At 65.8% G+C, this 24,322-nt stretch carries 21 protein-coding genes; 7 read left to right on the forward strand and 14 right to left on the reverse strand.

The features are described from left to right. Window position 1 precedes the first annotated feature (1 nt). The 3 genes from N7422_RS25100 to N7422_RS25110 all read right to left on the reverse strand — a co-directional run bounded on the left by N7422_RS25100 (window position 2) and on the right by N7422_RS25110 (window position 1,885). The gene (locus N7422_RS25100) at window positions 2-934 is read right to left on the reverse strand and encodes a rhodanese-related sulfurtransferase (protein ID WP_279809041.1); all 933 of its coding nucleotides are present in this window, start codon (window positions 932-934) and stop codon (window positions 2-4) included. Between the two features lie 119 nt (window positions 935-1,053). Further along, a complete protein-coding gene (locus N7422_RS25105; RefSeq protein WP_279809042.1) occupies window positions 1,054-1,350 on the reverse strand; it encodes a BolA family transcriptional regulator in 297 nt (98 codons plus the stop codon). Between the two features lie 10 nt (window positions 1,351-1,360). Then, on the reverse strand, window positions 1,361-1,885 hold the full coding sequence (locus N7422_RS25110) for a DUF2059 domain-containing protein (protein ID WP_279809043.1): 525 nt from the start codon (window positions 1,883-1,885) through the stop codon (window positions 1,361-1,363). Between the two features lie 154 nt (window positions 1,886-2,039). On the opposite strand from N7422_RS25110, the gene N7422_RS25115 reads away from it, so the two are divergent. After that, window positions 2,040-3,434, forward strand: a complete 1,395-nt coding sequence (locus N7422_RS25115; RefSeq protein WP_279809044.1) for a class II fumarate hydratase — start codon at window positions 2,040-2,042, stop codon at window positions 3,432-3,434. Window positions 3,435-3,496: 62 nt separating this feature from the next. Here N7422_RS25115 and N7422_RS25120 read toward each other — a convergent pair whose 3' ends face one another. Next, window positions 3,497-4,456 (reverse strand): DMT family transporter, encoded by a 960-nt coding sequence (locus N7422_RS25120; protein WP_279809045.1) that lies wholly within the window; start codon window positions 4,454-4,456, stop codon window positions 3,497-3,499. 222 nt (window positions 4,457-4,678) lie between these two features. Continuing rightward, window positions 4,679-6,172 carry a polyphosphate:AMP phosphotransferase gene (gene pap / locus N7422_RS25125; RefSeq protein ID WP_279809046.1) on the reverse strand — a complete coding sequence of 498 codons (1,494 nt, stop codon included), beginning with the start codon at window positions 6,170-6,172 and terminating at the stop codon, window positions 4,679-4,681. A 124-nt stretch (window positions 6,173-6,296) separates the two neighbouring features. On the opposite strand from pap, the gene mnmC reads away from it, so the two are divergent. The 5 genes from mnmC (at window position 6,297) to N7422_RS25150 (ending at window position 13,580) form a co-directional block, all read left to right on the forward strand. After that, window positions 6,297-8,267, forward strand: coding sequence for a bifunctional tRNA (5-methylaminomethyl-2-thiouridine)(34)-methyltransferase MnmD/FAD-dependent 5-carboxymethylaminomethyl-2-thiouridine(34) oxidoreductase MnmC (mnmC, locus tag N7422_RS25130; protein ID WP_279809047.1), 1,971 nt, complete (start codon window positions 6,297-6,299; stop codon window positions 8,265-8,267). A 160-nt stretch (window positions 8,268-8,427) separates the two neighbouring features. Further along, a complete protein-coding gene (locus N7422_RS25135) occupies window positions 8,428-10,215 on the forward strand; it encodes an N-acetylglutaminylglutamine amidotransferase (RefSeq protein ID WP_279809048.1) in 1,788 nt (595 codons plus the stop codon). Window positions 10,216-10,218: 3 nt separating this feature from the next. After that, window positions 10,219-11,964 (forward strand): N-acetylglutaminylglutamine synthetase, encoded by a 1,746-nt coding sequence (ngg, locus tag N7422_RS25140; protein WP_279809049.1) that lies wholly within the window; start codon window positions 10,219-10,221, stop codon window positions 11,962-11,964. A gap of 124 nt (window positions 11,965-12,088) precedes the next feature. After that, window positions 12,089-13,273, forward strand: a complete 1,185-nt coding sequence (locus tag N7422_RS25145) for an osmoprotectant NAGGN system M42 family peptidase (protein WP_279809050.1) — start codon at window positions 12,089-12,091, stop codon at window positions 13,271-13,273. 79 nt (window positions 13,274-13,352) lie between these two features. Next, window positions 13,353-13,580 (forward strand): YheU family protein, encoded by a 228-nt coding sequence (locus N7422_RS25150; RefSeq protein ID WP_279809051.1) that lies wholly within the window; start codon window positions 13,353-13,355, stop codon window positions 13,578-13,580. Between the two features lie 14 nt (window positions 13,581-13,594). Here the strand turns inward: N7422_RS25150 and N7422_RS25155 are convergent, their stop codons facing one another. Both N7422_RS25155 and N7422_RS25160 read right to left on the reverse strand, forming a co-directional pair. After that, window positions 13,595-13,780 (reverse strand): carbon storage regulator, encoded by a 186-nt coding sequence (locus tag N7422_RS25155; RefSeq protein WP_279809052.1) that lies wholly within the window; start codon window positions 13,778-13,780, stop codon window positions 13,595-13,597. A gap of 125 nt (window positions 13,781-13,905) precedes the next feature. Next, window positions 13,906-14,721, reverse strand: coding sequence for an SDR family oxidoreductase (locus N7422_RS25160; protein ID WP_279809053.1), 816 nt, complete (start codon window positions 14,719-14,721; stop codon window positions 13,906-13,908). Between the two features lie 203 nt (window positions 14,722-14,924). Here N7422_RS25160 and N7422_RS25165 point away from each other — a divergent pair, with 203 nt between their 5' ends. Further along, a complete protein-coding gene (locus tag N7422_RS25165) occupies window positions 14,925-15,077 on the forward strand; it encodes a DUF3309 family protein (RefSeq protein ID WP_110736482.1) in 153 nt (50 codons plus the stop codon). Window positions 15,078-15,091: 14 nt separating this feature from the next. Here N7422_RS25165 and N7422_RS25170 read toward each other — a convergent pair whose 3' ends face one another. From N7422_RS25170 to N7422_RS25200, 7 genes are all read right to left on the reverse strand, one after another. Then, window positions 15,092-16,273: an EAL domain-containing protein gene (locus tag N7422_RS25170; RefSeq protein WP_279809065.1), complete on the reverse strand. Its 1,182-nt coding sequence runs from the start codon at window positions 16,271-16,273 to the stop codon at window positions 15,092-15,094. Between the two features lie 97 nt (window positions 16,274-16,370). Continuing rightward, window positions 16,371-18,146, reverse strand: a complete 1,776-nt coding sequence (locus tag N7422_RS25175; RefSeq protein WP_279809054.1) for a response regulator — start codon at window positions 18,144-18,146, stop codon at window positions 16,371-16,373. Between the two features lie 313 nt (window positions 18,147-18,459). Further along, window positions 18,460-19,086 carry a response regulator transcription factor gene (locus N7422_RS25180; protein WP_279809066.1) on the reverse strand — a complete coding sequence of 209 codons (627 nt, stop codon included), beginning with the start codon at window positions 19,084-19,086 and terminating at the stop codon, window positions 18,460-18,462. Between the two features lie 14 nt (window positions 19,087-19,100). Continuing rightward, complete coding sequence (locus N7422_RS25185; RefSeq protein ID WP_279809055.1) at window positions 19,101-19,835, reverse strand: molecular chaperone; 735 nt, start codon at window positions 19,833-19,835, stop codon at window positions 19,101-19,103. Between the two features lie 122 nt (window positions 19,836-19,957). Further along, complete coding sequence (locus N7422_RS25190) at window positions 19,958-21,061, reverse strand: hypothetical protein (protein WP_279809056.1); 1,104 nt, start codon at window positions 21,059-21,061, stop codon at window positions 19,958-19,960. A 173-nt stretch (window positions 21,062-21,234) separates the two neighbouring features. Continuing rightward, on the reverse strand, window positions 21,235-23,736 hold the full coding sequence (locus N7422_RS25195; protein WP_279809057.1) for a TcfC E-set like domain-containing protein: 2,502 nt from the start codon (window positions 23,734-23,736) through the stop codon (window positions 21,235-21,237). Window positions 23,737-23,827: 91 nt separating this feature from the next. Next, window positions 23,828-24,313, reverse strand: coding sequence for a CS1 type fimbrial major subunit (locus N7422_RS25200; protein WP_279809058.1), 486 nt, complete (start codon window positions 24,311-24,313; stop codon window positions 23,828-23,830). Window positions 24,314-24,322: the final 9 nt, after the last annotated feature.

Here is a 24,322-nt window from a genome sequence, read left to right on the forward strand (position 1 = left end):
ATCAAGTCTCGGCTTTGTAGTTGTGACCGATCGGATGCGGCTGGTTGCGCGCCTTGGCCAGCTCGATCTGCTTCTGGCGGTCGATGGCGCTGCGCCGGGTCTTCTCGCTCAAGGTGTCCCAGCAATGCGGGCAGCTGACACCTGGCGAATAGTGCTCCGACTCACGGTCCTTCGCATCGATCGGGTGGCGGCAGGCATGGCACTGGTCGTACTCGCCCTCGCTCAGGTCGTGACGCACCGTGACCCGGTTGTCGAAGACGAAACAGTCGCCGTCCCAGAGGCTTTCTTCCTGCGGTACTTCCTCGAAGTATTTCAGGATGCCGCCCTTAAGATGATAGACGGCTTCATAGCCCTCACCGAGCATGTAGCTGGAGGCCTTTTCGCAACGGATGCCGCCGGTGCAGAACATGGCGACCTTCTTGTGCTTGCTCGGGTCGAAGTTGGCCTTGATGTAGTCGGGGAACTCGCGGAAGGTCTCGGTCTTCGGGTCGATGGCGCCCTTGAAGGTGCCGATGGCCACTTCGTAGTCGTTGCGGGTGTCGATCAGCAGCACTTGCGGGTCGCTGATCAGGGCGTTCCAGTCTTTCGGGTCGACGTAGGTGCCGACCGCCTTGTTCGGGTCCACGCCCGGCACGCCGAGGGTGACGATCTCTTTCTTGAGCTTGACCTTGGTGCGGTAGAACGGCTGCTCGTCGCAGTACGACTCTTTATGATCGACATCCACCAGGCGTGGGTCGTTGCGCAGCCAGGCCAGCAGCGCGTCGATGCCTTCGCGGGTGGCCGAGACGGTGCCGTTGATGCCTTCGTTGGCCAGCAACAGCGTGCCTTTGACGCCGTTGTCGAGCATGGCCTTGAGCAGCGGCTCGCGCAGCTCGACGTAGTCTTGCAGGGTGACGAACTTGTACAGCGCCGCCACGACGATCGGTTGGGTCATTGCGTTGAATCTCCAGGTGGTCGCCCTCGTAAGGGGCGGACCGGATTTGACAAAAGCAAGGGGGCCGCAAAGCGGCCCCCAGGGAATGTCGCGAAGTGTACCAGAACGACGGAAAGGATTCAGTGCCCGCCGCCGGCGCACACCGGCGAGGCCGGCGCCGCGCCGACCGCCGCCCATTCTTCGGGCGTGTAGGTGTGGATCGCCAGGGCATGGATCTCGCCCATCAGCTCACCCATGGTGGCGTAGACCTTCTGGTGGCGCTTGACGCTGTTCAACCCGGCGAACTGCTCGCTGACCAGCACCGCCTTGTAGTGCGTCTCCTGACCACGGCTGTGCATGTGGCTCTCGTTGTGCACTTCGAGGTGTTGCGTGCCAAGCGGGGCCAGCTGCCGTTCGATGCGTTGCTGCATGTTCATCGCGTCAGGCTCACTTTTTCGCCGGAGCGCCAGCCTTGCCGGCGTTCGGGTCGAGTTCCTTGGTCATGTCCTCAAGCAGCTTGTTGACCACCGGCACCGCTGGCTCGAGGCTCTGCTGGGTCAGCTGGGCCGACTGCTGGGTGACCTTGGGCATCTCGCGCAGGACCTTCTTGCCCAGCGGCGACTCGTAGAACTTGACCAGGTCGTTCAGCTCGGCCTCGGTGAAGGTCGTGGTGTAGAGATTGACCATCTGTGGCTTGAGCTTCTTCCAGCCGATGGCGTTGTCCAGGGCGGCATTGGCCTTGGCCTGGTAGCTGTCGAGCACGGATTTCTTGGAGGCCGGCGCCTTGGTCTGCTCGAAGCGCTGGGCGAACATCTGCTGGACCTGCATGTACACCGGGGTGCCCAGCTTGTCGGCGTTGGCCAGGGTCAGGAATTTCTCGGCGGCAGCGTTGTGACTGGCGGTGGCAGCGAGTACCTGGCCGCTGGCGCAGACCAGGGCGACGGCGGCACAGAGGGCACGGAGACGGGTCATTGCATTTCCTTCAAGAGAGGGAGGCGGATACCTCAGGGTAGAGCATTCTGCGCCGTGATGGCGAAGTGCTCAAGTGGCACGACGAGCGAGGGAACCGCGCTGTCGAATCAGGGCCTAAACTGCGATTTCGAACTACATAAGGAGTGAGCGCAGCATGAGCCGTATCGAGACAGACAGCCTGGGCCCGGTCGAAGTTCCAGACGATGCCTACTGGGGCGCGCAGACCCAGCGCTCGCTGATCAACTTCGCCATTGGCAAGGAGCGCATGCCGCTCGCCGTCCTGCACGCCCTGGCACTGGTCAAGAAAGCCGCTGCAAGGGTCAACGACCGTAACGGGGATCTGCCCGCCGACATCGCCCGCCTGATCGAGCAGGCCGCCGACGAAGTGCTCGAAGGCGAGCACGACGACCAGTTCCCACTGGTGGTCTGGCAGACCGGCAGCGGCACCCAGAGCAACATGAACGTCAACGAGGTGATCGCCGGACGCGCCAACGAGCTGGCCGGCAAGGGGCGTGGCGGCAAGGTACCGGTGCACCCCAACGACCACGTCAATCGCTCGCAGAGCTCCAACGACTGTTTCCCCACCGCCATGCACATCGCCGCCGCCCAGGCCGTGCATGAGCAATTGCTGCCGGCGATCGCCGAGCTGTCCGCCGGGCTCGCCGAGCTGTCGGCACGCCACACGCACCTGGTCAAGACCGGCCGCACGCACATGATGGATGCCACGCCGATCACTTTCGGCCAGGAAGTCTCGGCGTTCGTCGCCCAGCTCGACTATGCCCAGCGCGCCATCCGCGCGACGCTGCCGGCGGTCTGCGAGCTGGCCCAGGGCGGTACTGCAGTGGGCACCGGGCTCAATGCCCCGCAGGGCTTCGCCGAAGCCATCGCCGCGGAACTCGCCGCGCTGTCCGGACTGCCGTTCGTCACCGCGCCGAACAAGTTCGCCGCCCTCGCCGGCCACGAACCGCTGACCAGCCTGGCCGGGGCGCTCAAGACCCTGGCCGTGGCACTGATGAAGATCGCCAACGACCTGCGCCTGCTGGGCTCCGGCCCCCGCGCCGGGATTGCCGAAGTGCGCCTGCCGGCCAACGAGCCGGGCAGCTCGATCATGCCGGGCAAGGTCAATCCGACCCAGTGCGAGGCGCTGTCGATGCTGGCCTGCCAGGTGCTGGGCAACGACGCGGCGATCGGCTTTGCCGCCAGCCAGGGGCACCTGCAGCTGAACGTGTTCAAGCCGGTGATCATCCACAACCTGCTGCAATCGATCGAACTGCTGGCCGATGGCTGCCGCAACTTCCAGCAGCACTGCGTGGCCGGCATCGAACCGGATGCCGAACAAATGGCGGCCCACCTGGAGCGAGGGCTGATGCTGGTGACGGCGTTGAACCCGCACATTGGCTACGACAAGGCGGCGGAAATCGCCAAGAAGGCCTACAGCGAAGGCAAGACGTTGCGCGAAGCGGCGCTGGAGCTCAAGTACCTGACCAACGAGCAGTTCGATCAGTGGGTAAGGCCGCAGAACATGCTGGCGCCCGGGGCCAAGGGCTGACTCATCGCCTGTGGGAGCGGCCTTTTGTCGCGAAAAGCCGCTCCTACAGGTATCGCGTCGGGTTATTGGGCCTGGAGGCGCGCCCTCTTCGCTCGCCATCCCGCCACCAGCGAGGGCCCCAACGCCACCAGCGCCGACCCCAGCACCACCGTCACCGCCCCGACATAACCCAGGCCGTTGATCTGCTCGGCCTGCACGTAGTCCGGCCACATCCAGGCGGCCAGCGCCACCGCGATGAAGGTGACCAGTGGCGTCAACGCCAGGGTCGCGCTCACCCGTGACGCCTCCCAGTGCGCCAGCGCCTCGGCGAACGCGCCATAGGCGACCAGGGTATTCAGGCAGCAGGCCAGCAGCAGCCAGCCCTGCAACGGGCTCAGCTGCAACGCCTCCAGCGGATGCACCCACGGCGTCAGCAACAGCGCACAGCACAGATAGATCACCATCATCACCTGCTGTGAATGCCACACCGTCAGCAACTGTTTCTGGCTCAGGGCGTAGAACACCCAGATGCTGGTGGCGAGGAGAATGGTCAACACCCCGGTGGTGTAACTGCCCAACGACGTGAACAGCTCCTCCAGGCGCTGATTGAAGAACAGCCCGAACCCCGCCAGCAGCACCAGCAAGCCCAGCCCCTGCCCCAGGCTGAAACGCTCCTTGAACACGAACACACTGGCCACCAGCAACAGCACCGGCCCCAACTGCACCACCAGCTGGGCGGTACCGGGGCTGAGCAGGTTGAGCCCGACCAGGTACAGCACGTAGTTGCCAACCAGTCCGCCCACCGCCAGGGCTACCAGCCCCTTGCCCTTGATGCCCAGCCCGGTGAACGACGGCAGCCGACGGTTGGCCGCCAGCCAGGCGAACAGCAGCCCGCCGGAGACGCTCAGGCGGAACCAGGTGACCGTCACCGGGTCCATCACCTGCAGCACCTGCTTGAGCTTGATCGGCAGGATGCCCCAGAGAAACGCTGTCAACAGGGCCAGCGACAGGCCATGGACCCAGCGTCCGGAAGAAATGTGCATGGTGTCCTCGATCAGGCCCGTGGTGGGGGAAGCTGCAGTCTAAGGGCTTGGCGCAGAGAAAGTGGCGGGAAATGTTTTCATCAGGTCATTCCTTGCGGGCATGCCCTTGACCGCCGAGCTGGCTTTTTCGCGGGTAAACCCGCTCCCACAGCGACCCCACTGATCTCGAGCCATGCGCCATACCTGTGGGAGCGGGCCTGCCCGCGAAGATGCCTCCACGGACTACTTTTTATCCTTGGCGAACGCAGCTTCCAGCGCCTGGTTGATGGTGCGCAGCACCTTCACCCGTGCCCAGCGCTTGTCGTTGGCCTCCACCAGCGTCCACGGCGCGATCTCGGTGCTGGTGCGATCGACCATGTCGCCCACCGCCTCGGTGTAGAGGTCCCACTTGTCGCGGTTGCGCCAGTCTTCCTCGGTGATCTTGTAGCGTTTGAACGGGATCTGCTCGCGCTCCTCGAAGCGCTCCAGCTGGGTCTGCTGGTCGATGGCCAGCCAGAACTTGACCAGCACCACACCGGCGTTGCTCAACTGCTCCTCGAAATCGTTGATCTCGCCATAGGCACGCATCCAGTCCGCCGGGCTGCAGAAGCCCTCGACCCGCTCCACCAGCACCCGGCCGTACCAGGAGCGGTCGAAGATGGTGAACTTGCCCCGCGCCGGAATATGCCGCCAGAACCGCCACAGATAAGGTTGGGCACGCTCTTCTTCAGTGGGCGCGGCGATCGGCACGATGCGGTACTGGCGCGGGTCCAGCGCCGCCGCCACACGGCGGATCGCGCCGCCCTTGCCGGCCGCGTCGTTGCCCTCGAACACCGCCACCAGCGCATGCCGGCGCATGTGCTTGTCGCGCAGCAGGCCGGCCAGGCGCGCCTGTTCGGTCACCAGTTGCTCCTGGTAGTCGTGCTTGTCCAGGCGCAGGGTCATGTCCAGGGCACCGATCAGGCTCTTCTGGTCGATGCTGCGCCCCAATGGCGCGACATTGCCCTGGTGCTTGCCCTTGGGATTGCTGGCCAGCGCCGCCTGCAGACTCTCCAGCAGGATGCGCCCCACCGCCAGGCTGCGGTAGTGCGGATCGACACCCTCGATCACATGCCAGGGGGCGTAGTCGCGGCTGGTGCGGCGCAGCACGCGCTCGCCGAAGCGCACGAAGCGGTCGTAGGTTTCCGATTGCTGCCAGTCCAGCGGGCTGATGCGCCACTTGCGCAACGGGTCGTCCTTGAGCGCCTTGAGTCGCGCCTTCATCTGCTTCTTCGACAGGTGGAACCAGAACTTGATGATCAGCGCGCCCTCGTCGCACAGCATCTGCTCCAGGCGCTCGGCGCCGGCGATGGCCTGGTCGAGCACGGCATCCTTGAACTGACCATGCACCCGGCCTTCGATCATCTGGCTGTACCAGTTGCCGAAGAACACGCCCATCCGCCCCTTCGGCGGCAGCGCCCGCCAGTAGCGCCAGGCCGGTGGGCGGGCGAGTTCCTCGTCGGTCTGCTGGTCGAACGTGCGCACCTCGATCAGGCGCGGGTCCATCCACTCGTTGAGCAGCTTGACCGTCTCGCCCTTGCCGGCGCCCTCGATGCCGTTGATCAGCACGATCACCGGAAAACGCGCCTGCTGCTTGAGTTCGTACTGGGCTTCGAGCAAAGCCTCGCGCAGGGCGGGAACTTCGGCTTCGTAGGTGTCCTTGTCGATGCTGTGACCGATTTCGGCGGATTCGAACATGGAGGGCTCCTTCAATGGATCGGCTACAAGCTACAAGCTTCGAGCTGCAAGAAATAGCAGGTCGTGCCACTATTCGCTTTTTTCTTGCAGCTCGAAGCGCGCAACCTGCAGCTCGTATATGACCATGTCCGACACGCCCCTCCCCCCGCACGCCCAGATCGACTGGGACGACCAAGGCCGTCCCTACTCGCGGCACTACGACGATGTCTACTTCGCCAAGAACGAAGGCATCGACGAAACGCTGCATGTGTTCATCGAACAGAACCACCTGCGCCAGCGCTTTGCCGAACTGGCGCCGCACGCCTGCCTGGTGATCGGGGAGACCGGGTTCGGCACCGGCATGAACTTTTTCTGCGCCTGGCAGCTGTTCGCCGAAGTGGCTCACGCCGAGGCACGCCTGCACTTCGTCAGCGTCGAAAAATATCCGCTGACCCACGCCGACCTGCGCCGCGCCGCGCAGCTATGGCCTGAGCTGGCCGCTTTCAGCGGACCACTGCTGGAACAGTACGTGGCGATTCACCCGGGCTTTCAGCAGTTCAGCCTGGACGGCGGCCGCATCACCCTTACCCTGATGATCGGCGACGCGCTGGCGCAGCTGCCGCAGCTCGACGCACCGATCGATGCCTGGTTCCTCGATGGCTTCGCCCCAGCGAAGAACCCCGACATGTGGACACCCGAGCTGTTCGCCCAGCTAGCGCGCCTGTCCCGGCCCGGCACGACGCTGGGCACCTTCACCACCACCGGCTGGGTGCGTCGATCGCTGATCGAGGCCGGTTTCAGCATGAAAAAGGTGCCGGGCATCGGCAAGAAATGGGAGGTGATGCACGGTGTGTACCGCGCCGCCGAAACAGCGCCCGCCGTGCCTTGGTACGCACGTCCCGCGCCCTTGCCCGGCCCGCGCGAAGCGCTGGTGATCGGCGCCGGCCTGGCCGGCAGCGCCACGGCGCGCAGCCTGGCCAGCCGAGGGTGGCAGGTCGATGTACTGGAGCGCCACGATGGCCCGGCGCGAGAAGCCTCGGGCAATCCACAGGGCGTGCTGTACCTCAAGCTCTCCGCCCATGGCACCGCGCTTTCGCAAATGATCCTGGCCGGCTTCGGTTACACCCGACGCTGGCTCGAACACTTGCAGCGCGGCCGTGACTGGGACGCCTGCGGCGTGCTGCAACTGGCCTTCGACGACCAGGAAGGCAAGCGCCAGGCCAAGCTGGCCAGCGCCTTCGACCACAGCCTGCTGCGCAGCCTGGACCGCGAGCAGGCCGAAACCGTGGCCGGCGTCGCGCTGGCCAGCGGCGGCCTGTTCTACCCCGAAGGTGGCTGGGTCCATCCGCCCGCACTGTGCAAGGCGCAGCTGGACCACCCGCGCATCCGCCTGCTCAGCCATGCCAACGTGCTCGAGCTACGCAAGGCCGACGGCCTCTGGCAAGCCTGGGATGGCGAGCACCTGCTGGCCAGCGCGCCACTGGTGGTGCTGGCCGGTGCCGCCGAAGTACGCCAGTTCCCGGCCTGCGCCGGGCTGCCGCTCAAGCGCATTCGCGGGCAGATCACCCGCCTGCCGGCCACCGAGGCCAGCCGCACGCTGCGCACGGTGGTTTGCGCCGAGGGCTACGTGGCGCCACCGCGCGACGACGAGCACACCCTCGGCGCCAGTTTCGACTTCCATAACCAGGACCTTGCGCCCACGGTCGCCGAACACCAGGGCAACCTGGCGCTGCTCGATGAAATTTCCCTCGACCTGGCCGCACGCCTGGGTAGCGCCGGCCTCGACCCGGCAGGGTTGCAGGGCCGGGCGGCGTTCCGTTGCACCAGCCCCGACTACCTGCCCATCGTCGGGCCGCTGGCGGACGCCGAGGCGTTCGCCGAACGCTACGCGCTGCTGGGCAAGGATGCGCGGCAGGTACCGGACGTGGCATGCCCCTGGCTGGAGGGGTTGTATGTGAACAGTGGGCATGGCTCGCGGGGGTTGATCACCGCGCTGCTGTCCGGTGAGTTGATTGCCGCATGGGTCAGCGGTGAGCCGTTGCCGGTGCCCAGAGCGGTGGCCGAGGCCTGTCATCCCAACCGCTTTGCGCTGCGTCGGCTGATTCGCGGCAAATAGCGAGATCGCCAGTAGCACCGGCGAAAAGACCGCGACGAGCCCCGAAGGCCACTCATCCCATATAACAGAATGATCTAAAACTCTCACAACCCACCCCGGTCCCTACCTAAGTGCCCACCTCAAGGGCACACCTCCCCAACGGCAAAACCGGTAAGGACTTATGTGCGGATTAGCAGGAGAGTTACGTTTCACCCCCATCGACCAAGCCCCCCGCCCGGCGGACCTCGCCGCGGTGGAGCGCATCACCCATCACCTGGCCCCTCGCGGCCCGGACGCCTGGGGCTTCCATAGCCAGGGCCCGATCGCCCTCGGTCACCGGCGCCTGAAGATCATGGACCTGTCCGACGGCTCGGCCCAGCCCATGGTCGACAACGGTCTGGGCCTTTCGCTGGCGTTCAACGGCGCCATCTACAACTTCCCCGAGCTGCGCCAGGAGCTGCAGGACCTGGGCTACAGCTTCTGCTCCGAAGGCGACACCGAAGTGCTGCTCAAGGGCTACCACGCCTGGGGCGCGGCGCTGCTGCCCAAGCTCAACGGCATGTTCGCCCTGGCCATCTGGGAACGCGACAGCCAGCGCCTGTTCCTGGCCCGCGACCGTCTCGGCGTCAAGCCGCTGTACCTGTCGCGCAACGGCGAGCGCCTGCGCTTCGCCTCGACCCTGCCGGCGCTGCTCAAGGGTGGAGACATCGACCCGCTGATCGACCCCGTCGCCCTCAACCACTACCTGAACTTCCACGCCGTGGTGCCCGCGCCGCGCACCCTGCTGGCCAACGTGCAGAAGCTCGAGCCCGGCACCTGGATGCGTGTCGACCGCCACGGCGAAGTCGAGCGCCAGACCTGGTGGCAACTGCACTACGGGCCGAATCCGGATGAACGCGAACTCGATCTTGAAGGCTGGACCACTCGCGTGCTCGATGCCACCCGCGACGCCGTGGCGATCCGCCAGCGCGCCGCCGTGGACGTCGGCGTGCTGCTCTCGGGCGGCGTCGACTCCAGCCTGCTGGTGGGCCTGCTGCGCGAAGCCGGCGTGGACGACCTGTCGACCTTCTCCATCGGTTTCGAGGATGCCGGCGGCGAACGCGGCGACGAGTTCCAGTACTCCGACCTGATCGCCCGCCACTACGGCACCCGCCACCACCAGTTGCGCATCGCCGAACGCGAGATCATCGAGCAGCTGCCGGCCGCCTTCCGCGCCATGAGCGAGCCGATGGTCAGCCACGACTGCATCGCCTTCTACCTGCTGTCGCGCGAGGTGGCGAAGCACTGCAAGGGGGTGCAGAGCGGCCAGGGCGCCGACGAGCTGTTCGCCGGCTACCACTGGTACCCGCAGGTGGATGGCGCCGAGGATGCCTTCGGCGCCTACCGCGACGCCTTCTTCGACCGCAGCCACGCCGAGTACCGCGACACCGTGCAAGCGCCGTGGCGCCTGGAAAGCGATGTGGCCGGCGACTTCGTCCGTGAGCACTTCGCCCGCCCCGGCGCGCCGGACGCGGTGGACAAGGCCCTGCGCCTGGACAGCACGGTGATGCTGGTGGACGACCCGGTCAAGCGCGTGGACAACATGACCATGGCCTGGGGCCTGGAGGCGCGCACGCCGTTCCTCGACTACCGCCTGGTGGAGCTCTCCGCGCGCATCCCGGCCCGCTTCAAGCTGCCCGACGGCGGCAAACAGGTGCTCAAGCATGCGGCGCGTCGGGTGATCCCCCACGAGGTGATCGACCGCAAGAAAGGCTACTTCCCGGTACCCGGCCTCAAGCACCTGCAGGGCGCCACCCTGGACTGGGTGCGCGAACTGCTGACCGACCCCAGCCAGGACCGGGGCCTGTTCGAGCCGGCGATGCTCGACCGCCTGCTGAGCAACCCGCAGGGCCAGCTCACGCCGCTGCGCGGCTCGAAACTGTGGCAGCTGGCGGCCCTGAACCTGTGGCTCAGCGAACAAGGAATCTGACCGATGAAAGCCCACGAAACCGCCTACGGTCAGCGCCTGCTGCGCGGTCAGGCACCGTCCTACGAGCGTCTGCAGGCGCGCCTGGCCGGCGACGGCAGCGAGCCCCACGACCAGCCGCGCGCGGTGCACTGTGGCTGGGGGCGGCTGCTGATCGGGCATACCTACCCCGACCCGGTGTGCCTGGCCGAGGCCTTGCTGGAGGAGCAGGCCGGCGAACGCGACATTGCCCTGTACGTGGCCGCGCCGCAGCAGGTGCTGGCCCAGGCGCCGCAGCAACTGTTCCTCGATCCCTCCGACACCCTGCGCCTGTGGTTCACCGACTACCGGCCGGCGCAACGGGTGTTCCGCGGCTTTCGCATCCGCCGGGCGCAGAGCCCGGCGGACTGGCAGGCGATCAATACCCTGTACCAGGCACGCGGCATGCTGCCGGTCGATCCCGAGCTGCTGACCCCACGCCACCTCGGCGGGCCGGTGTACTGGCTGGCCGAGGACGAAGACAGCAACGCGGTGATCGGCAGTGTCATGGGCCTGGATCATCACAAGGCCTTCGACGACCCCGAGCACGGTTGCAGCCTGTGGTGCCTGGCGGTGGACCCGCACTGCACGCGGCCGGGCGTCGGCGAAGTGCTGGTGCGCCACCTGGTCGAGCACTTCATGAGCCGCGGGCTCGCCTGCCTCGACCTGTCGGTGCTGCACGACAACCGCCAGGCCAAGCGGCTGTACACCAAACTAGGGTTTCGCAACCTGCCGACCTTCGCCGTCAAGCGCAAGAACGGCATCAACCAGCCCTTGTTCCTCGGGCCCGGGCCGGAAGCCGACCTCAATCCCTACGCCCGGATCATCGTCGACGAAGCCTTGCGCCGTGGCATCGACGTGCAAGTGGACGATGCCAGTGCCGGGCTGTTCACCCTCAGCCTGGGCGGGCGCCGTATCCGCTGCCGTGAATCGCTCAGCGACCTGACCAGTGCCGTCACCATGACCCTCTGCCAGGACAAGCGGTTGACCCGCCAGGCCCTGCACAACGCCGGCCTGCAGGTGCCGGCGCAGCAGCTGGCGGGCAACGCCGACGACAACCTGGCCTTCCTCGAGGAGCATGGCGCGGTGGTGGTCAAGCCAGTCGATGGCGAACAGGGCCAGGGCGTGGCGGTGAACCTGAGCGGCATCGAAGAGGTCAGCCACGCGGTCGAGCAGGCCCGGCGCTTCGACAGCCGCGTGCTGCTGGAAAGCTTCCATCCCGGCAGCGACCTGCGCATCGTGGTCATCGGCTACGAGGTGGTGGCCGCCGCCATTCGCCACCCGGCGCAGGTGATCGGCGATGGCCGGCACAACATCCATGCGCTGATCGAAGCCCAGAGCCGGCGGCGCCAGGCCGCCACGGGCGGGGAAAGCCGAATTCCGCTCGACGAAGAGACCGAGCGCACCCTCAAGGCCGCGGGACTGGGCTACCACCATGTGCTTGCGGCCGGTCAGCGCCTGGCCGTGCGACGCACGGCCAACCTGCACACCGGAGGCACCCTGGAGGATGTCACCGAACGCCTGCACCCGGTGCTGGCCGACGCCGCGGTGCGCGCGGCCCGCGCCCTGGAGATCGCGGTGGTCGGCCTGGACTTCATGGTCCGTGATGCCGAACACCCGGACTACGTGATCATCGAAGCCAACGAACGCGCGGGGCTGGCCAACCATGAACCGCAGCCTACCGCCGAGCGCTTCGTCGACCTGCTGTTTCCCCATAGCCGGGCCCTGGCGTAAATCCATCAAGGCCGCTTCGCGGGCAAGCCCGCTCCCACCGGTGCCGCACCGACATCAAGGGCGGTGATCGACCTGTGGAGCCGCTCGCCCGCCGAGAAACCAATGCAAGAACCGAGGAGTACCCATGCTCGAACAACACCTCGAACCCGATCTCGACTACCTCAAGAAAGTCCTCCTGGAGATGCTCGCCATCCCCAGCCCCACCGGTTTCACCGATACCATCGTGCGTTACGTCGCCGAACGCCTGGACGAGCTGGGCATCCCTTTCGAGTTGACCCGGCGCGGCACCATCCGCGCCACCCTCAAGGGACGCCAGAGCTCGCCCGACCGCGCCGTGTCGGCGCACCTGGACACCATCGGCGCCAGCGTGCGCCAGCTTCAGGACAACGGCCGCCTGGCCCTGGCCCCAGTGGGTTGCTGGTCGAGCCGCTTCGCCGAGGGTAGCCGGGTCAGCGTATTCACCGACACCGGCGTGTACCGCGGCAGCGTGCTGCCCTTGATGGCCAGCGGACATGCCTTCAACACCGCCATCGACCAGATGCCGATCAGTTGGGACCACGTCGAAGTGCGCCTGGACGCCTACTGCGCCACCCGCGCCGATTGCGAAGCACTGGGCATCGCCATCGGCGATTTCGTCGCCTTCGATCCACTGCCGGAATTCACCGAAAGCGGTCATATCAGCGCCCGTCACCTGGACGACAAGGCAGGGGTCGCGGCGTTGCTGGCCGCGCTCAAGGCCGTGGTGGAAAGCGGCCGCCAACCTCTGATCGACTGCCACCCACTGTTCACCATCACCGAGGAGACCGGCTCGGGCGCCGCGGGCGCCCTGCCCTGGGATGTCAGCGAATTCGTCGGTATCGATATCGCCCCGGTCGCGCCTGGCCAGGCCTCCAGCGAGCATGCGGTGAGCGTGGCCATGCAGGACTCGTCCGGCCCCTACGACTACCACCTGTCACGCCATCTGCTGAAACTGGCCGGCGACCAGGACCTGCCGGTGCGCCGCGACCTGTTCCGCTACTACTTCAGCGACGCCCACTCTGCGGTGACCGCCGGGCACGATATCCGCACCGCGCTGGTGGCGTTCGGTTGCGACGCCACCCATGGCTACGAGCGCACCCACATCGACAGCCTGGCGGCGCTCAGTCGCCTGCTCGGCGCCTACCTGCTCAGCCCGCCGGTGTTCGCCAGCGATTCGCAGCCGGCCAGCGCCTCGCTGGAGCGCTTCAGCCACCAGCTGGAGCACGACACGCAGATGGAAAGCGACACCCGGGTACCGGCGGTCGACAGCCTGCTGGGGAACAAGGGCTGATGCCGACCTGTGGGGCCCCCTGCGCATGACCGGAAATTTCACGTAGCATGCGCACACGCTCACCACCCTCGCCCAGGCCATGCTGATCCCCTACGACCAACTCGAAGCCGAAACCCTGACCCGCCTGATCGAAGACTTCGTCACCCGCGACGGCACCGACAATGGCGACGACACCCCCCTGGAAACCCGGGTGCTGCGCGTGCGCCAGGCCCTGCCCAAGGGGCAGGCGTTCATCCTGTTCGACCTGGAAAGCCAGCAGTGCCAACTGCTGGCCAGGCACGACGTTCCACCGGAACTGTTCGACTGAGCGCGTGACGCGGCTCAGGCCTGCTCCTTTTCCCGCGCCAGTGCCTTGATTCTCTGGTACACCTCGACCCGGTGCACATCCACGTCACGTGGCGCGACGATGCCGAAACGCACCTGACCGTTTTCCACGGCCATCACCTGGATCCTGATGTTCTCGGCGATGACGATGACCTGGCCCACTTCCCGTCCGATTACCAGCATGCTCCGATCCTCACAGCTCAAGGGAAAATCGGAGACTGCCTTGTCGGCTTTTGCCTACTCAATCGTTCACCACAGAAATAGACATGACCGACCGCGAACGGTAAAAAAACCTACAGAAGTTTCTTTCAATTTCCCGCCTTGCGCGCCTTCGCCCTCATCTTCACCGCCATGTCCGCCATTTCATCGTAGAGGCGCTGTGGCGCCTGGCACTTGAGCTGCCAGGCCTGGCGCCCGGCCTCGTGCGGCAGAATGAGGAACTCGCCGGCGGCGACCCGGGCATGGATGTGTTCGGCGATGTCGGCGGCGCTGATCGGCGAGCCCTCCAGCAACTTGCCGACCTGTGCCTTCATCGCCGGATCCGGCCCACGGAACGAGTCGAGCAGGTTGGTCTGGAAGAACGATGGACAGACCACGTGCACCGCCACCTCGACCTGGCGCAATTCGACCAGCAGGCTCTCGGACAACGCCAGCACCCCGGCCTTGGCCACGTTGTAGTTGCTCATGCCCGGACCTTGCATCAGCGCGGCCATGGAGGCGATGTTGATGATCCGCCCACGGCTGCGCTCGAGCAGCGGCAGGAAGGCCTTGCAGCCCTTGACCACGCCCATCAGGTTGACCGCGATCTGCCAGTCCCAGTCCTCCAGCGACAAGTCGGCGAAGAAGCCGCCCGAAGCGACACCGGCGTTGTTGACGATCACGTCCACACCGCCCAGCTTTTCTTCACAGGCCTGCGCCAGCGCCGTCAGCTGGCTGTAGTCGCGTACATCGCAGCGCTGGGTGAAACCGTCGCCGCCGGCCTCGCGCACCAGCGCCAGCGTCTCGCGCAGACCTGCCTCGTTGACATCGGCCAAGGCCAGCTGCCAGCCATCACGGGCCCAGCGCAGGGCAATCTCGCGACCCAGGCCGGAACCGGCTCCGGTGATCATCATTCGGTTGTGCATGGTGCTGCGCCTTGAACAGTGGGAATGCGCTGGAGTCTAGCCAGAACGACGGCCCGGGCGGTGCGGCATCAGGATGCTGAATAAGCGAGTATCCGTGCATCCGTGGCCGAACCCGATTGAATCTTTGCGCACACGGCACAGTCGGACATGTAAGCGGCCAGCATTCCGAGCCCCTCGCCCTTCAACCACGCAAGGACTCCGCCATGACCACCATCCTCATCATCATTCTCATCCTGCTGCTGATCGGTGGCCTGCCGGTCTTCCCGCACTCGCGCAGCTGGGGCTACGGCCCGTCCGGTATCGTCGGCGTGGTGCTGGTGGTGCTGCTGATCCTGCTGCTGCTCGGGCGGATCTGACCTGCGGCACGCGCTCAGGCAGGCGCTTGCTGCTCCTGGCGCAGGCGCCGTAACAGCGCGCTGCCTTCCACCGGCCCGGTGAAATAGTCGCCCTGGGCAATCTCGCAACCCAGGCGTTGCAGCGCCAGGCATTGTCGCGCGGTACCGACACCGCTCACTGCCATGGTCACCTGCAATGCCCGGGCGAGGTTCTGGCAATGCTGGATGACGCTGCGACAGCGCGCCTGCTCGGGCAGCCCCTGGGCCAGACGCGCACTCAAGCGCAGGCGGGTGATCGGCAGCTCGCACAGCAGCGAACTGCCGGCCTGGTCGCTGCCGAATTCCGCCAGCCCGAGCTCACAGCCCAGCATGTTCAGGCGCAACAGGTTTTCCAGTCCTTGCACAGGCAGACGGTACAACCCTCGACCCGATAATTCGAAACACAACGAGTGAGGGCGGGAGGGAAAGTCATGCAGCAGTTCGAGCAGGCGCGCGAACAGCCTGTTCGAGGCCAGTTGGTCGGCCGTCAGACGCAAGATCAGGCGCAGGTTCGGCTCGCCCGAGGTACGTACGAACACCAGCGCCTGGCGCAGCAGCATCAACAGCAGCTCGTCATGCAGCCCGACATGCTCGACCATGCTCATGAACGTTTCGGGCCCGACCCTGCCAAAGCGCGGATGCTGCCAGGCCGCCACGACATGCACGCTCTCGACCTTGTTGCTGCGCAGATCGAAACTCGGCAGGTAACGTGTCAGGAACGCCTCGTCACGCAAGGCGCCAAGCACGTCGGCCCGGGCAGGTTGCGGCTGCGGCGCGTGTCCACTGAGCAACGAATCCGTGGTGCCCTGGGCGAGGATGCGCTCCAGGGGCTCCGCCAGCAATGGCTTGGCGAGGTCACCGATAAATCCCATGCCCAACCGCTCGATCACCTGACGCACGCTGCGGCGCAGGTCCGCCGGCAGTTCATCGCTGATCAGCACCGCCCTGGCCAGGCCCGCCAGACCGGCGCGATGGATGAACTCCAGGCCGTCCATGCCGTCGCTACCCCGCTCGCGCAGGTCGCATACCACCAGGTCCACCGCACCGACGTGCTGCAGCAGGGCCAGTGCCTCGCTGGCACAGGCCGCCTCCAGGACCTGGCCACAGCCCAGGGTGACAAAACCTCTTACCGCCATCGTGCGCTGAAAACCATGGTCTTCCAGCACCAGCACGCGCATCTCCCGCACAGCCCCCGACCTCCCTTGGCATCGCCTGGTAGAGCAGCCATCCTGCAGCGAAGGCGCCCGTCAATGAACGAGGAAATTTCCTTGGCATTCAGACAGAATTTCCCAACAGATGATGGGCCCGATAGCGTCGCAGTCGGACCTCCAGCCACAGTACTTCGCGCATCAGTACCATCAGCCGGGCCTTCACTTCAGGATCATCCGTCGAGGCATGGCCGCAGCAGTGCTCCAGGCGCTCGCAGGCCTCGACCAGGCCCCATGCCTTGATGATGCGCACGCCGCCCTTGATCCGATGCGCAAGATTGGCCAGCGCCCCCAGGTCGCAGCGCTGCGCATGGTGGCGCAAGCGCCGCAGGTCATCGCGATTGGCCTGCAGCAAATCCTCCAGCAGGCCGGTCAACGCCTGCGAATTGCCCGCGGTCAACCGCTCGAGTTCGCCAAGGTCGATCGCGCCCCCTTCCTCCGCATCCGGACCGCGCTCATGCCACAACAGCACTTCGTGCAGTTGCGCCAGGGTCATCGGCTTGAGCAGGCATTGGTCCATGCCCGCCGCCAGGCAGCGCTCCATGCCGAACGGCGTGGAGCGCCCGCTGACCCCGACCAGCAGGCAGGGGCGAAGGCCCTGGCGCGACTCGTAGAGACGGATCGCCCTTGCCAGCGCATAGCCATCCATCACCGGCATGCCGCAGTCGCTGATCACCACGTCGAATGGCCGCCCCACGCAGGCGCGGATTGCCTGGCCGCCATCCTCCGCCGCCTCGACCAGGTGACCCAGGCGCCTGAGCTGCAGGCACAGCAACAGACGGTTGGCAGGATGATCGTCCACTACCAGGACGCGCAGCCGGGGGCTGCTGGCCGGCACGGTGGACCGCGATCGCGCGGGGGCCGCGCCGACCGACGCTGCGGGCAAGCGCATGCGGATATCGATGCGCCGCCGGCCAGCACGCAACTGCCCCCCCATCGATGCACACAGGGCGCGCCCGATGGACAGGGCCAGGTCCTCTTCGTTCATGCCTTTGGCCGCCGACTCGATGCGCAACCGCAGTCGCACCCCTGCGCCGACCACCATCACTTTCAAACCCAGCCGCACGCGCCCCTGATGGGTGAACCTGAAGACATGCGCCAGCACGCACGACACCAGTTGCTGCACCCGTACCGGGTCGAGCTGCGCAATGACCCGCGAAGGCCCCTGGTAATCCAGGGGTAGCTGCCACCCCCTGCTGCGCCAGCGTTGCTCGCAGACCTCGACCAGCATGCTGAAGTGCTCGCGCAACGATACCGGCTGCATGGCCAGTACGCGCTTGCCGGCCTGCAGCAGCCAGGCGTCGTGAGCACAGGACAGCTGGGCCGAAAGGTCGCGGGCCGCGCGCGCGGCCTGGTCGATCGACTGGTATTCCAGCGCGCGTTGGGCAAGCTGCGGTAAAGCGCGCTCGAGCATGCCAAGCACGTTCCCAAGGGACCCACGCGCCTCCTGGCACAGATGGTCAAGCAGGCGCTCGGCAGTCTCGGCGGTACGCCGGCCACCGCGCGGGCGCTCGGTGGTATCGACCCAACCTGCGGCGACCCACTGCCCGCCTGGCGCTGGCCGCAGCCAGTGCGAGAGCCGGCAATGGCGGCCATCGGCAAGCACCGCGCAGCACTCCCGCTCCCAGGCCTGACCGCTACCCAGCACCTGGTCCCGCGCCTGCCGCCAGACCTGAGCCGCAACCATGCCGGGAGGACGCCCCAGCAGTTGCTCGCGACTGGCATCTTCGGCCTGCAGGAAGCTGCTGTTGCAGTCGACCAAGCGCCCCTGACGATCACAGAGATACACAGGATGGGGCACGCCATCGAGCAAGGCTCGCAACGTCAGCAGCCGATGGTTCAACACCCGCTCCTGGGCTGCGGACCTGCGCCACTGACGCAGCCAACCCACCCCGCACAGCAACGCCATCGACAACGCGGCATGTTCGTACCAGCGCCGCATTGAGCCGAGCACTGACCCAGACCAGCCATCAGCCCCGGTGTTGCGGGCCGTGCTGCCTGACAGGGAGCGCTCAGGCGGCACGGCGGAGGGCTTTCCCAGGCCTTGCGGCCCTCCCCCGTCGCACGCCGCCAGGCACTGCTCCGCGGCCAGCGCCGCAGATGGCAACAGCAAGCAACAGAACATCGCCCACAACAGGAAAAAGCCGCGCAAGGTGCTATATCAGCCCATTGCGGCGCGCGATATCCGCCATGTCGATCACCGAGCTGACCTTCAGCTTCTCGATCAAACGCGCCTTGTACGTGCTGATGGTCTTGTTGCTCAGCAGCATGGCTTCGCCGATCGCTTTGTTGCTCAAGCCGCGGGCCAGTTGTTGCAGGATGACCAGTTCACGATCGCTGAGGCTGGCGATGTTTTGCGCTTCACTGTCCTCCAGCTCGCGGCGGTTCACCGAACTCAGCGCCACGTCCGGAAAATAGGTGTAGCCGGAAAGAACGGCCAGCACGGCCTTGCTCAGGGCTTGCAGGTCCTCGGTCTTGGACACGAAACCCGCCGCGCCTGCCTTCATGCAACGCAGCGAGAAACTCTCCGCCAGTTGCGAGGTGAGCACGACGATCTTGGCCGGACGCTCCATGGACTTGATCCGGCTGATCACCTCCAGGCCGTCGAGCCCGGGAATCAGCAGGTCGAGGATCACCACGTCAGGATTGTGCTCGCGCGCCAGCCGGATGGCTTCGATGCCATTGTCGGCCTGGCCGACCACATCGAGCTGATCCATGCGCAACTGCATGCTGACACTGGCACGAATGAAGGGATGGTCGTCGACGACCAGCGCTTTGTGCACGGGAACGCCCATGATCAACCGCCTATCGTCAGCTCGCGCCGACTGTCTCCTTCGAGCAGGTCGAACTGGTAGGTCCAGCCCGCCTGTCGCGGGAAACGCCTGGCGTGGCCGGGCAACAGGTGATGCTTGGTCATGGTTTCGCACTGGAGGCCGTCGGCGCTGCAATGGCGGAAGCGATCGAGGATCACCGTGGCGTTGCCGGCATTGCTGACCTTGAGCTCGCCGGGTTGCTCGTCGATGGCGGTGCCGTAGCGGGGTTCGAGTGGGCGGATGAACAGCAATGAGCCATAGCCGGCCAACAGGTTGACGCCCGCCGTGAGCCCTTCGCGGTACTCCTCGGCTTCGGCCGCACTGACGCCGAAACCATCCTGGGTTTCGGGCAGTACCGGCACGAAGCGTACCCGGAAGTAGCGCTCGCGTTCGCGCTCGCCGCGATACAGCAAGCGCACCGCCTGCATGCCCTTGGCCGGCACGATCAGGCGTGCCGGGCTCGCCACCACGCCACGCTCGGCCAGCACCAGGCTGTCCTGGTCGACCTCCCGTGGGGCGCCGTCACCGTCATAGACCAGCTCGGCCAGGCTGATCTTGACGAATGCAGTGGTGTCGCCACCATTGCGCACCCGCTTGAGCAAGGTGCTCTTGCCGCCCTCCAGGTAGTCGTACAGGGCGCCGACGTTGATTTCGGGGGCCGCCAGCAGCGGCAAGGGAGTCAACAGCAATACCAGGGTGATCAGCCATCGGACATTCATTTCAAGCCTCCTGCGAGAAGTGATGAGTGCTGTCAAAGTGACATTGTTCGCCAACGCCGCCCGAGGAAGCAGCCGAATAGCTCGTGGGATATTTCCGAAACGCCATTTTTAGTCTTCCCTTGTCACATATCCGCATCGAACACCACCGTCACGTCGCCCCGGTAGGTACTGCCTGGATGCTCGAGCATCTCCTTGGCGTGCTCTCGCTGCACTTCGAAATGCAGCTGCCCGCTGCGGTTGAACACCGTGCTCATGGCCTCGAACGGCAATGCCGCGTCCTGCCCGGTAGGCAGTTCGAGCTGGTTCACCTCTTTGTTGCCTTGCGCCCGGATGCCTCCCGGCAGGCTGACGCCGACCCTAACCGGCACTTCATGGTTGGCGGCGTTGCGAATCCCGCAGTGATCGCCGACGGGGTACTGGCACAGCTTGTAGGCCGTGAACGGCCCGCTCGACCAGATCCGGAACAGCAAGTCACGGTACAAGCGTTGCGGTGGCTGGCCACGGGACAACCAGCCCATCCACCCTCCCGGCGGTTCGAGCACGGCACGCTCCGACCCGGGGGGGAAATCGATGACGAAGGCATGCTGGACATCCAGTTCGAAGTTCAGGGTCAGGCTGTTGGCGTTAAGCCCGGTAACGCCATTGCCGAAGTCGAAGTCCATGCCAGGGCCGACCGTATAGGTCTCGCTGCCGACATAAATGCCAGGCTTCATGGCCAATGGCGAAGGCATGCTCAATTGATAGGACACGGCCATGTTTTCCACATAACTGGTGAGCACATCGCCGGGGTTGGCTTCCTGCCCACGGGAATAGCACGGCTGAGGTTGCTGTGGGTTCGTCACGTTCCACAGGTACATGGTCCATTGGCCAATCGAATAGGTGATCGCGTACGTACACCCTCCCCTGGGGTAACGCGTGAAAACAGGGTTGCTGTTGCTTGGCTCATGCACGCGCTGGCTCACGCCGAGGAGCTCGAAGGTCATCGGGTAGCTTTCACCCGAGATGGGCCCACGCACATAGATCGTACGGCGCTCCGGTAGCTTGACGTAGAACTCATCCCGCGGGTCGCTGGCATAGGCCGTGGAACTCTTCATGTAGGACAGTGGCAGTCCGACCGTCTGCACGCCAGAGCAGTGGGTCGGCCAACGCCCGCAGAATCCCGCCTGGCGCGTGGTGTTCTCGAAGCGACCACTGGCTTCGCCACGATACTGTGCTGTGAATGTCACTTCGGCCGCCTGTGCCCCCAGCGCCATCATCCCCAGTATCAATCCCGTGAATCGGCAAGATCGCTTCGCGACCCACTCACGTACAGCCAGCATCGACGTGCTCCTTCTCTGTTCAACAGTCAGACGCCGCGGCGCCGGCTCAAATCGTGGTTGCATCACCGGCAAAGGCGCCATCAGCTGTCCCTCCCCTGGCTCGCGCCATCGGCTCCCGCGAGGCCCTTGGGCAGGCAGCGCACGTCACCGGCCAACAGCACGTCCTCCTCTCTGGACAAGTGTGCGGGGTCGAGTGTCAGCAGACAGGCGACCGCCCCCGCGCTGCGGATCTCCAGGGTCGGCGTCGACTCGCTCATCTCCACCGCGAAATGTCCGTCGGCCTCGCTGACCCCACGGCTGGCGTGGTTGATCACCAGCGCTCCGCGCATCGGCTGTCCCTGGGCATCGAGCAGCCGGCCCAGCACCGTGACCGTGCGCAGCACATGCAACTGTCGGTACTCCACGCCGCCACGATTGAGGTGATAGTCGACGCTCGACGGCTGGATCACCGCCGCGGCGCTGCCGCCATCCTCGAAGTCGAACTGCACATGGCCGGACTTGAAGGCGCTGACCGGCACGATGTTGCGCCCGGCACGCAGCACCGCGCTGGCGCCATGGTGGTCATCGGCGCGCAGGCGCAGCCCGTCGAGGTCGGTATCGACATCGATGATCAGGCCGGCCTGGTGCGGCAGGTACTGGCCGCTCATGGCCATCTTTCCACCGCCCACGGCCACCATGCTTTCCAGGTTCAGGCCACCGCTGACCTCGCCGTTGTAGGAGGATTGCTGGACATAACCGTCACCATGCAACCAGCGGTTCTCGAAGTTGGCGTGCCCGGTGAAGCCGGCGCCATAGCGGTCCACCGTGGCGGTGCCGGTGAGGGTGCGCACGGCGCCCAGGTCGACATCCTGCTGGTACGACACCGAGGCGTTGCGGTCACGCCCGCCATCGCGCGAGGTCCGGCTGCCGAGGCTTGCCGACAGGCGCTTGCCAGGCTCGCCGAGGCTCATGCTCAGGCTCAGGTTGACGCCCCGGCTGCGCGCCTCGTCGGTGGCGCGGGTGCCCGGCCGGTCGAACAGCGACAGGCGCCAGGTGGCGTCGGAACCACCCAGCTTGCCGAAGTAGGACCACCCCAGGTCGTAGGACATGCCACTGGACTCGCCACTGCTGCGGGTGACCCGCACGGTCGCAGTGTTGCGCTGGTCGAGACGGTGATTGAGCGACAGCGAGGTCTGGCTGTTCTGCTGGCGCACCGGGCCGTCGTCGAAACCGCGGGCGGTCTCGATCCACGAACGGTTGTGGCTGAACACCAGCGAGCCGAGGTCGTAGCTGTAGACCCCCTGCACGTCGTAACCGGTGCCGTGCCCCTGGGTCTGGAACAGATTCAGGTAAAGGTTGGCGCGCTCGCGCACGGTCCAGTCCAGCGAGGTGCTGTACTGCATGCGTTCGTCGATGCGCTGGCTCGACAGGCCCAGCACGGCACGCGGGTGCAGCAGGTAGTTGGCCATGACCCCGGCACTGAGGCTGTCCTCGTGCTCTTCCTGCCAGTTGTTCAGCAGGCTGTCCTGGCGGCCGACATAAACGTTGTAGCGCCAGCGGGAGTCGGAGGCCCCCCAGTTGCTGGGCTTGTAGATGAATTCCTGGGTACGCGAAGTGACCTGGCCGTCTTCCACCAGACGCACTTCGACCTCATAGATGCCGCCTGGCAGCACCCGGGTATCGAGGGTCTGCAGGCCAGGCTGTACCGGCTGGCTGTTGATCAGCACGCCGTTGCGATAGATCTCCACCACACCCGGGCGATCGGGCGTGACATAGATGGGGGTGGCGCTGGGCGCCGCGCTGTCGATGGCCAGGCTGTCGCTGCTGCCCAGCATCAGGCCCAGGGTGGTGTCCGGGCTGCTGCCGAACACTCGCGGCTGGCGCACCAGCCCTTGAACGCCTGGGGTGAAGTAGCCCAGGCGGAAGAACAGGTCGTCATGCAGACGCTCACCGTAGGGTTGATCGAGGCGGTAGCGGGTGCTCTGCTGGCTGTCACTGCCGCGATCGAGCTGGGCATCGGCGAAACCGGTCCAGTTGCCCAGGCTGGTCTGCCCCTGCAGGGCATAGCGGCCACTGGTCTCGCGCCCATCACCCACCAGGTTGAGCTGGTTGCGCAGCAACAGGCCCCGGCTGCCGTGCTCGGGCAGGCGGTGATAGCGGCTTTCGCCGGCACTTGCCTCGGCCTGGCTGGTCAGCAACGAAAGCTGCGAGTTGACCAGGCTGTAGTGCACGGCCAGCAGCCCATCGGCACACTGGCTGCGGCAGTCGCCCAGCGCGCGGCCATCGGCCAGGCGTTCCTGCCAGCGCCGACGCACGCTTTCCGGCTCCTGGCTTTCCAGGGTTTCGGTGAACTCGAGCAACTGCACGCGCTGGTCCCGCGACAGCACCACCATCGCATCGCCCAGGTAGCGACCGTCGAGGTCGACGCGTACGGCCAGTGGCACGTCGAAGAAATGCGCTTCGAACTCCCGTGGCAGTCCCTGGGCCTGACCCAGACCTGGCAGCACGCCACGGGCACTATCCGCCCAGGTCGGCAAAGGCACGAACAAGACGCCCACGCCGAGCAAGCCGCGCAGCGTAGCAATGAAAGAATGCTTGATCATTTTCTTATGCAGGTAGGCTTCCCTCACCACCGGGGTCGAAACCCCGGAGATGAAGGACAGGGAACAACGGAAAGGTAGGGTGGGCAGTGCTTTACGGGGTCGGCGCGGCGGTTTCGAACATCATGCTGACCAGCCCCTGGTAGTTGCCTGGCACATAACCGGTCGAAGGCGCGGCCTGGGCCGCGATTTCGAAGCCGACCACCGCGCCTGGCGCGGCCTGGGCCTGGGACACCACTTCGGTCGAGGTGGTGCTCAGCACGGTATCGGCCACCTTGATGTCCAGGCCGATGCTGTTGGTGCCGCTGGTGATGGCGGCGGGCGACAGCAGATAGGCCGAGATCGGGCCGACGGTGGACTTGACCTGCAGCTGCTTGGTGATCGCCTGCAGTTCGCCGCGGAACGAGTTCCAGCCCAGCTCTTGCGGGTCGTTCATCCAGTTACCGCCCACCGGCTCCACATAGAAGGCATCGGTCGGCACCGTGGCGGTCACCTGAACCTGCTTTTCGATGGGATCAGCGGCATGCGCCACGGCGGTGGTGAGCAATGCCAGGGGAAGGGCCATGAAAAGACGTTTCACGAATAAATC

Origin of the sequence: Pseudomonas sp. GD04091, assembly GCF_029836165.1 — a bacterium.
Taxonomy (GTDB): domain Bacteria; phylum Pseudomonadota; class Gammaproteobacteria; order Pseudomonadales; family Pseudomonadaceae; genus Aquipseudomonas.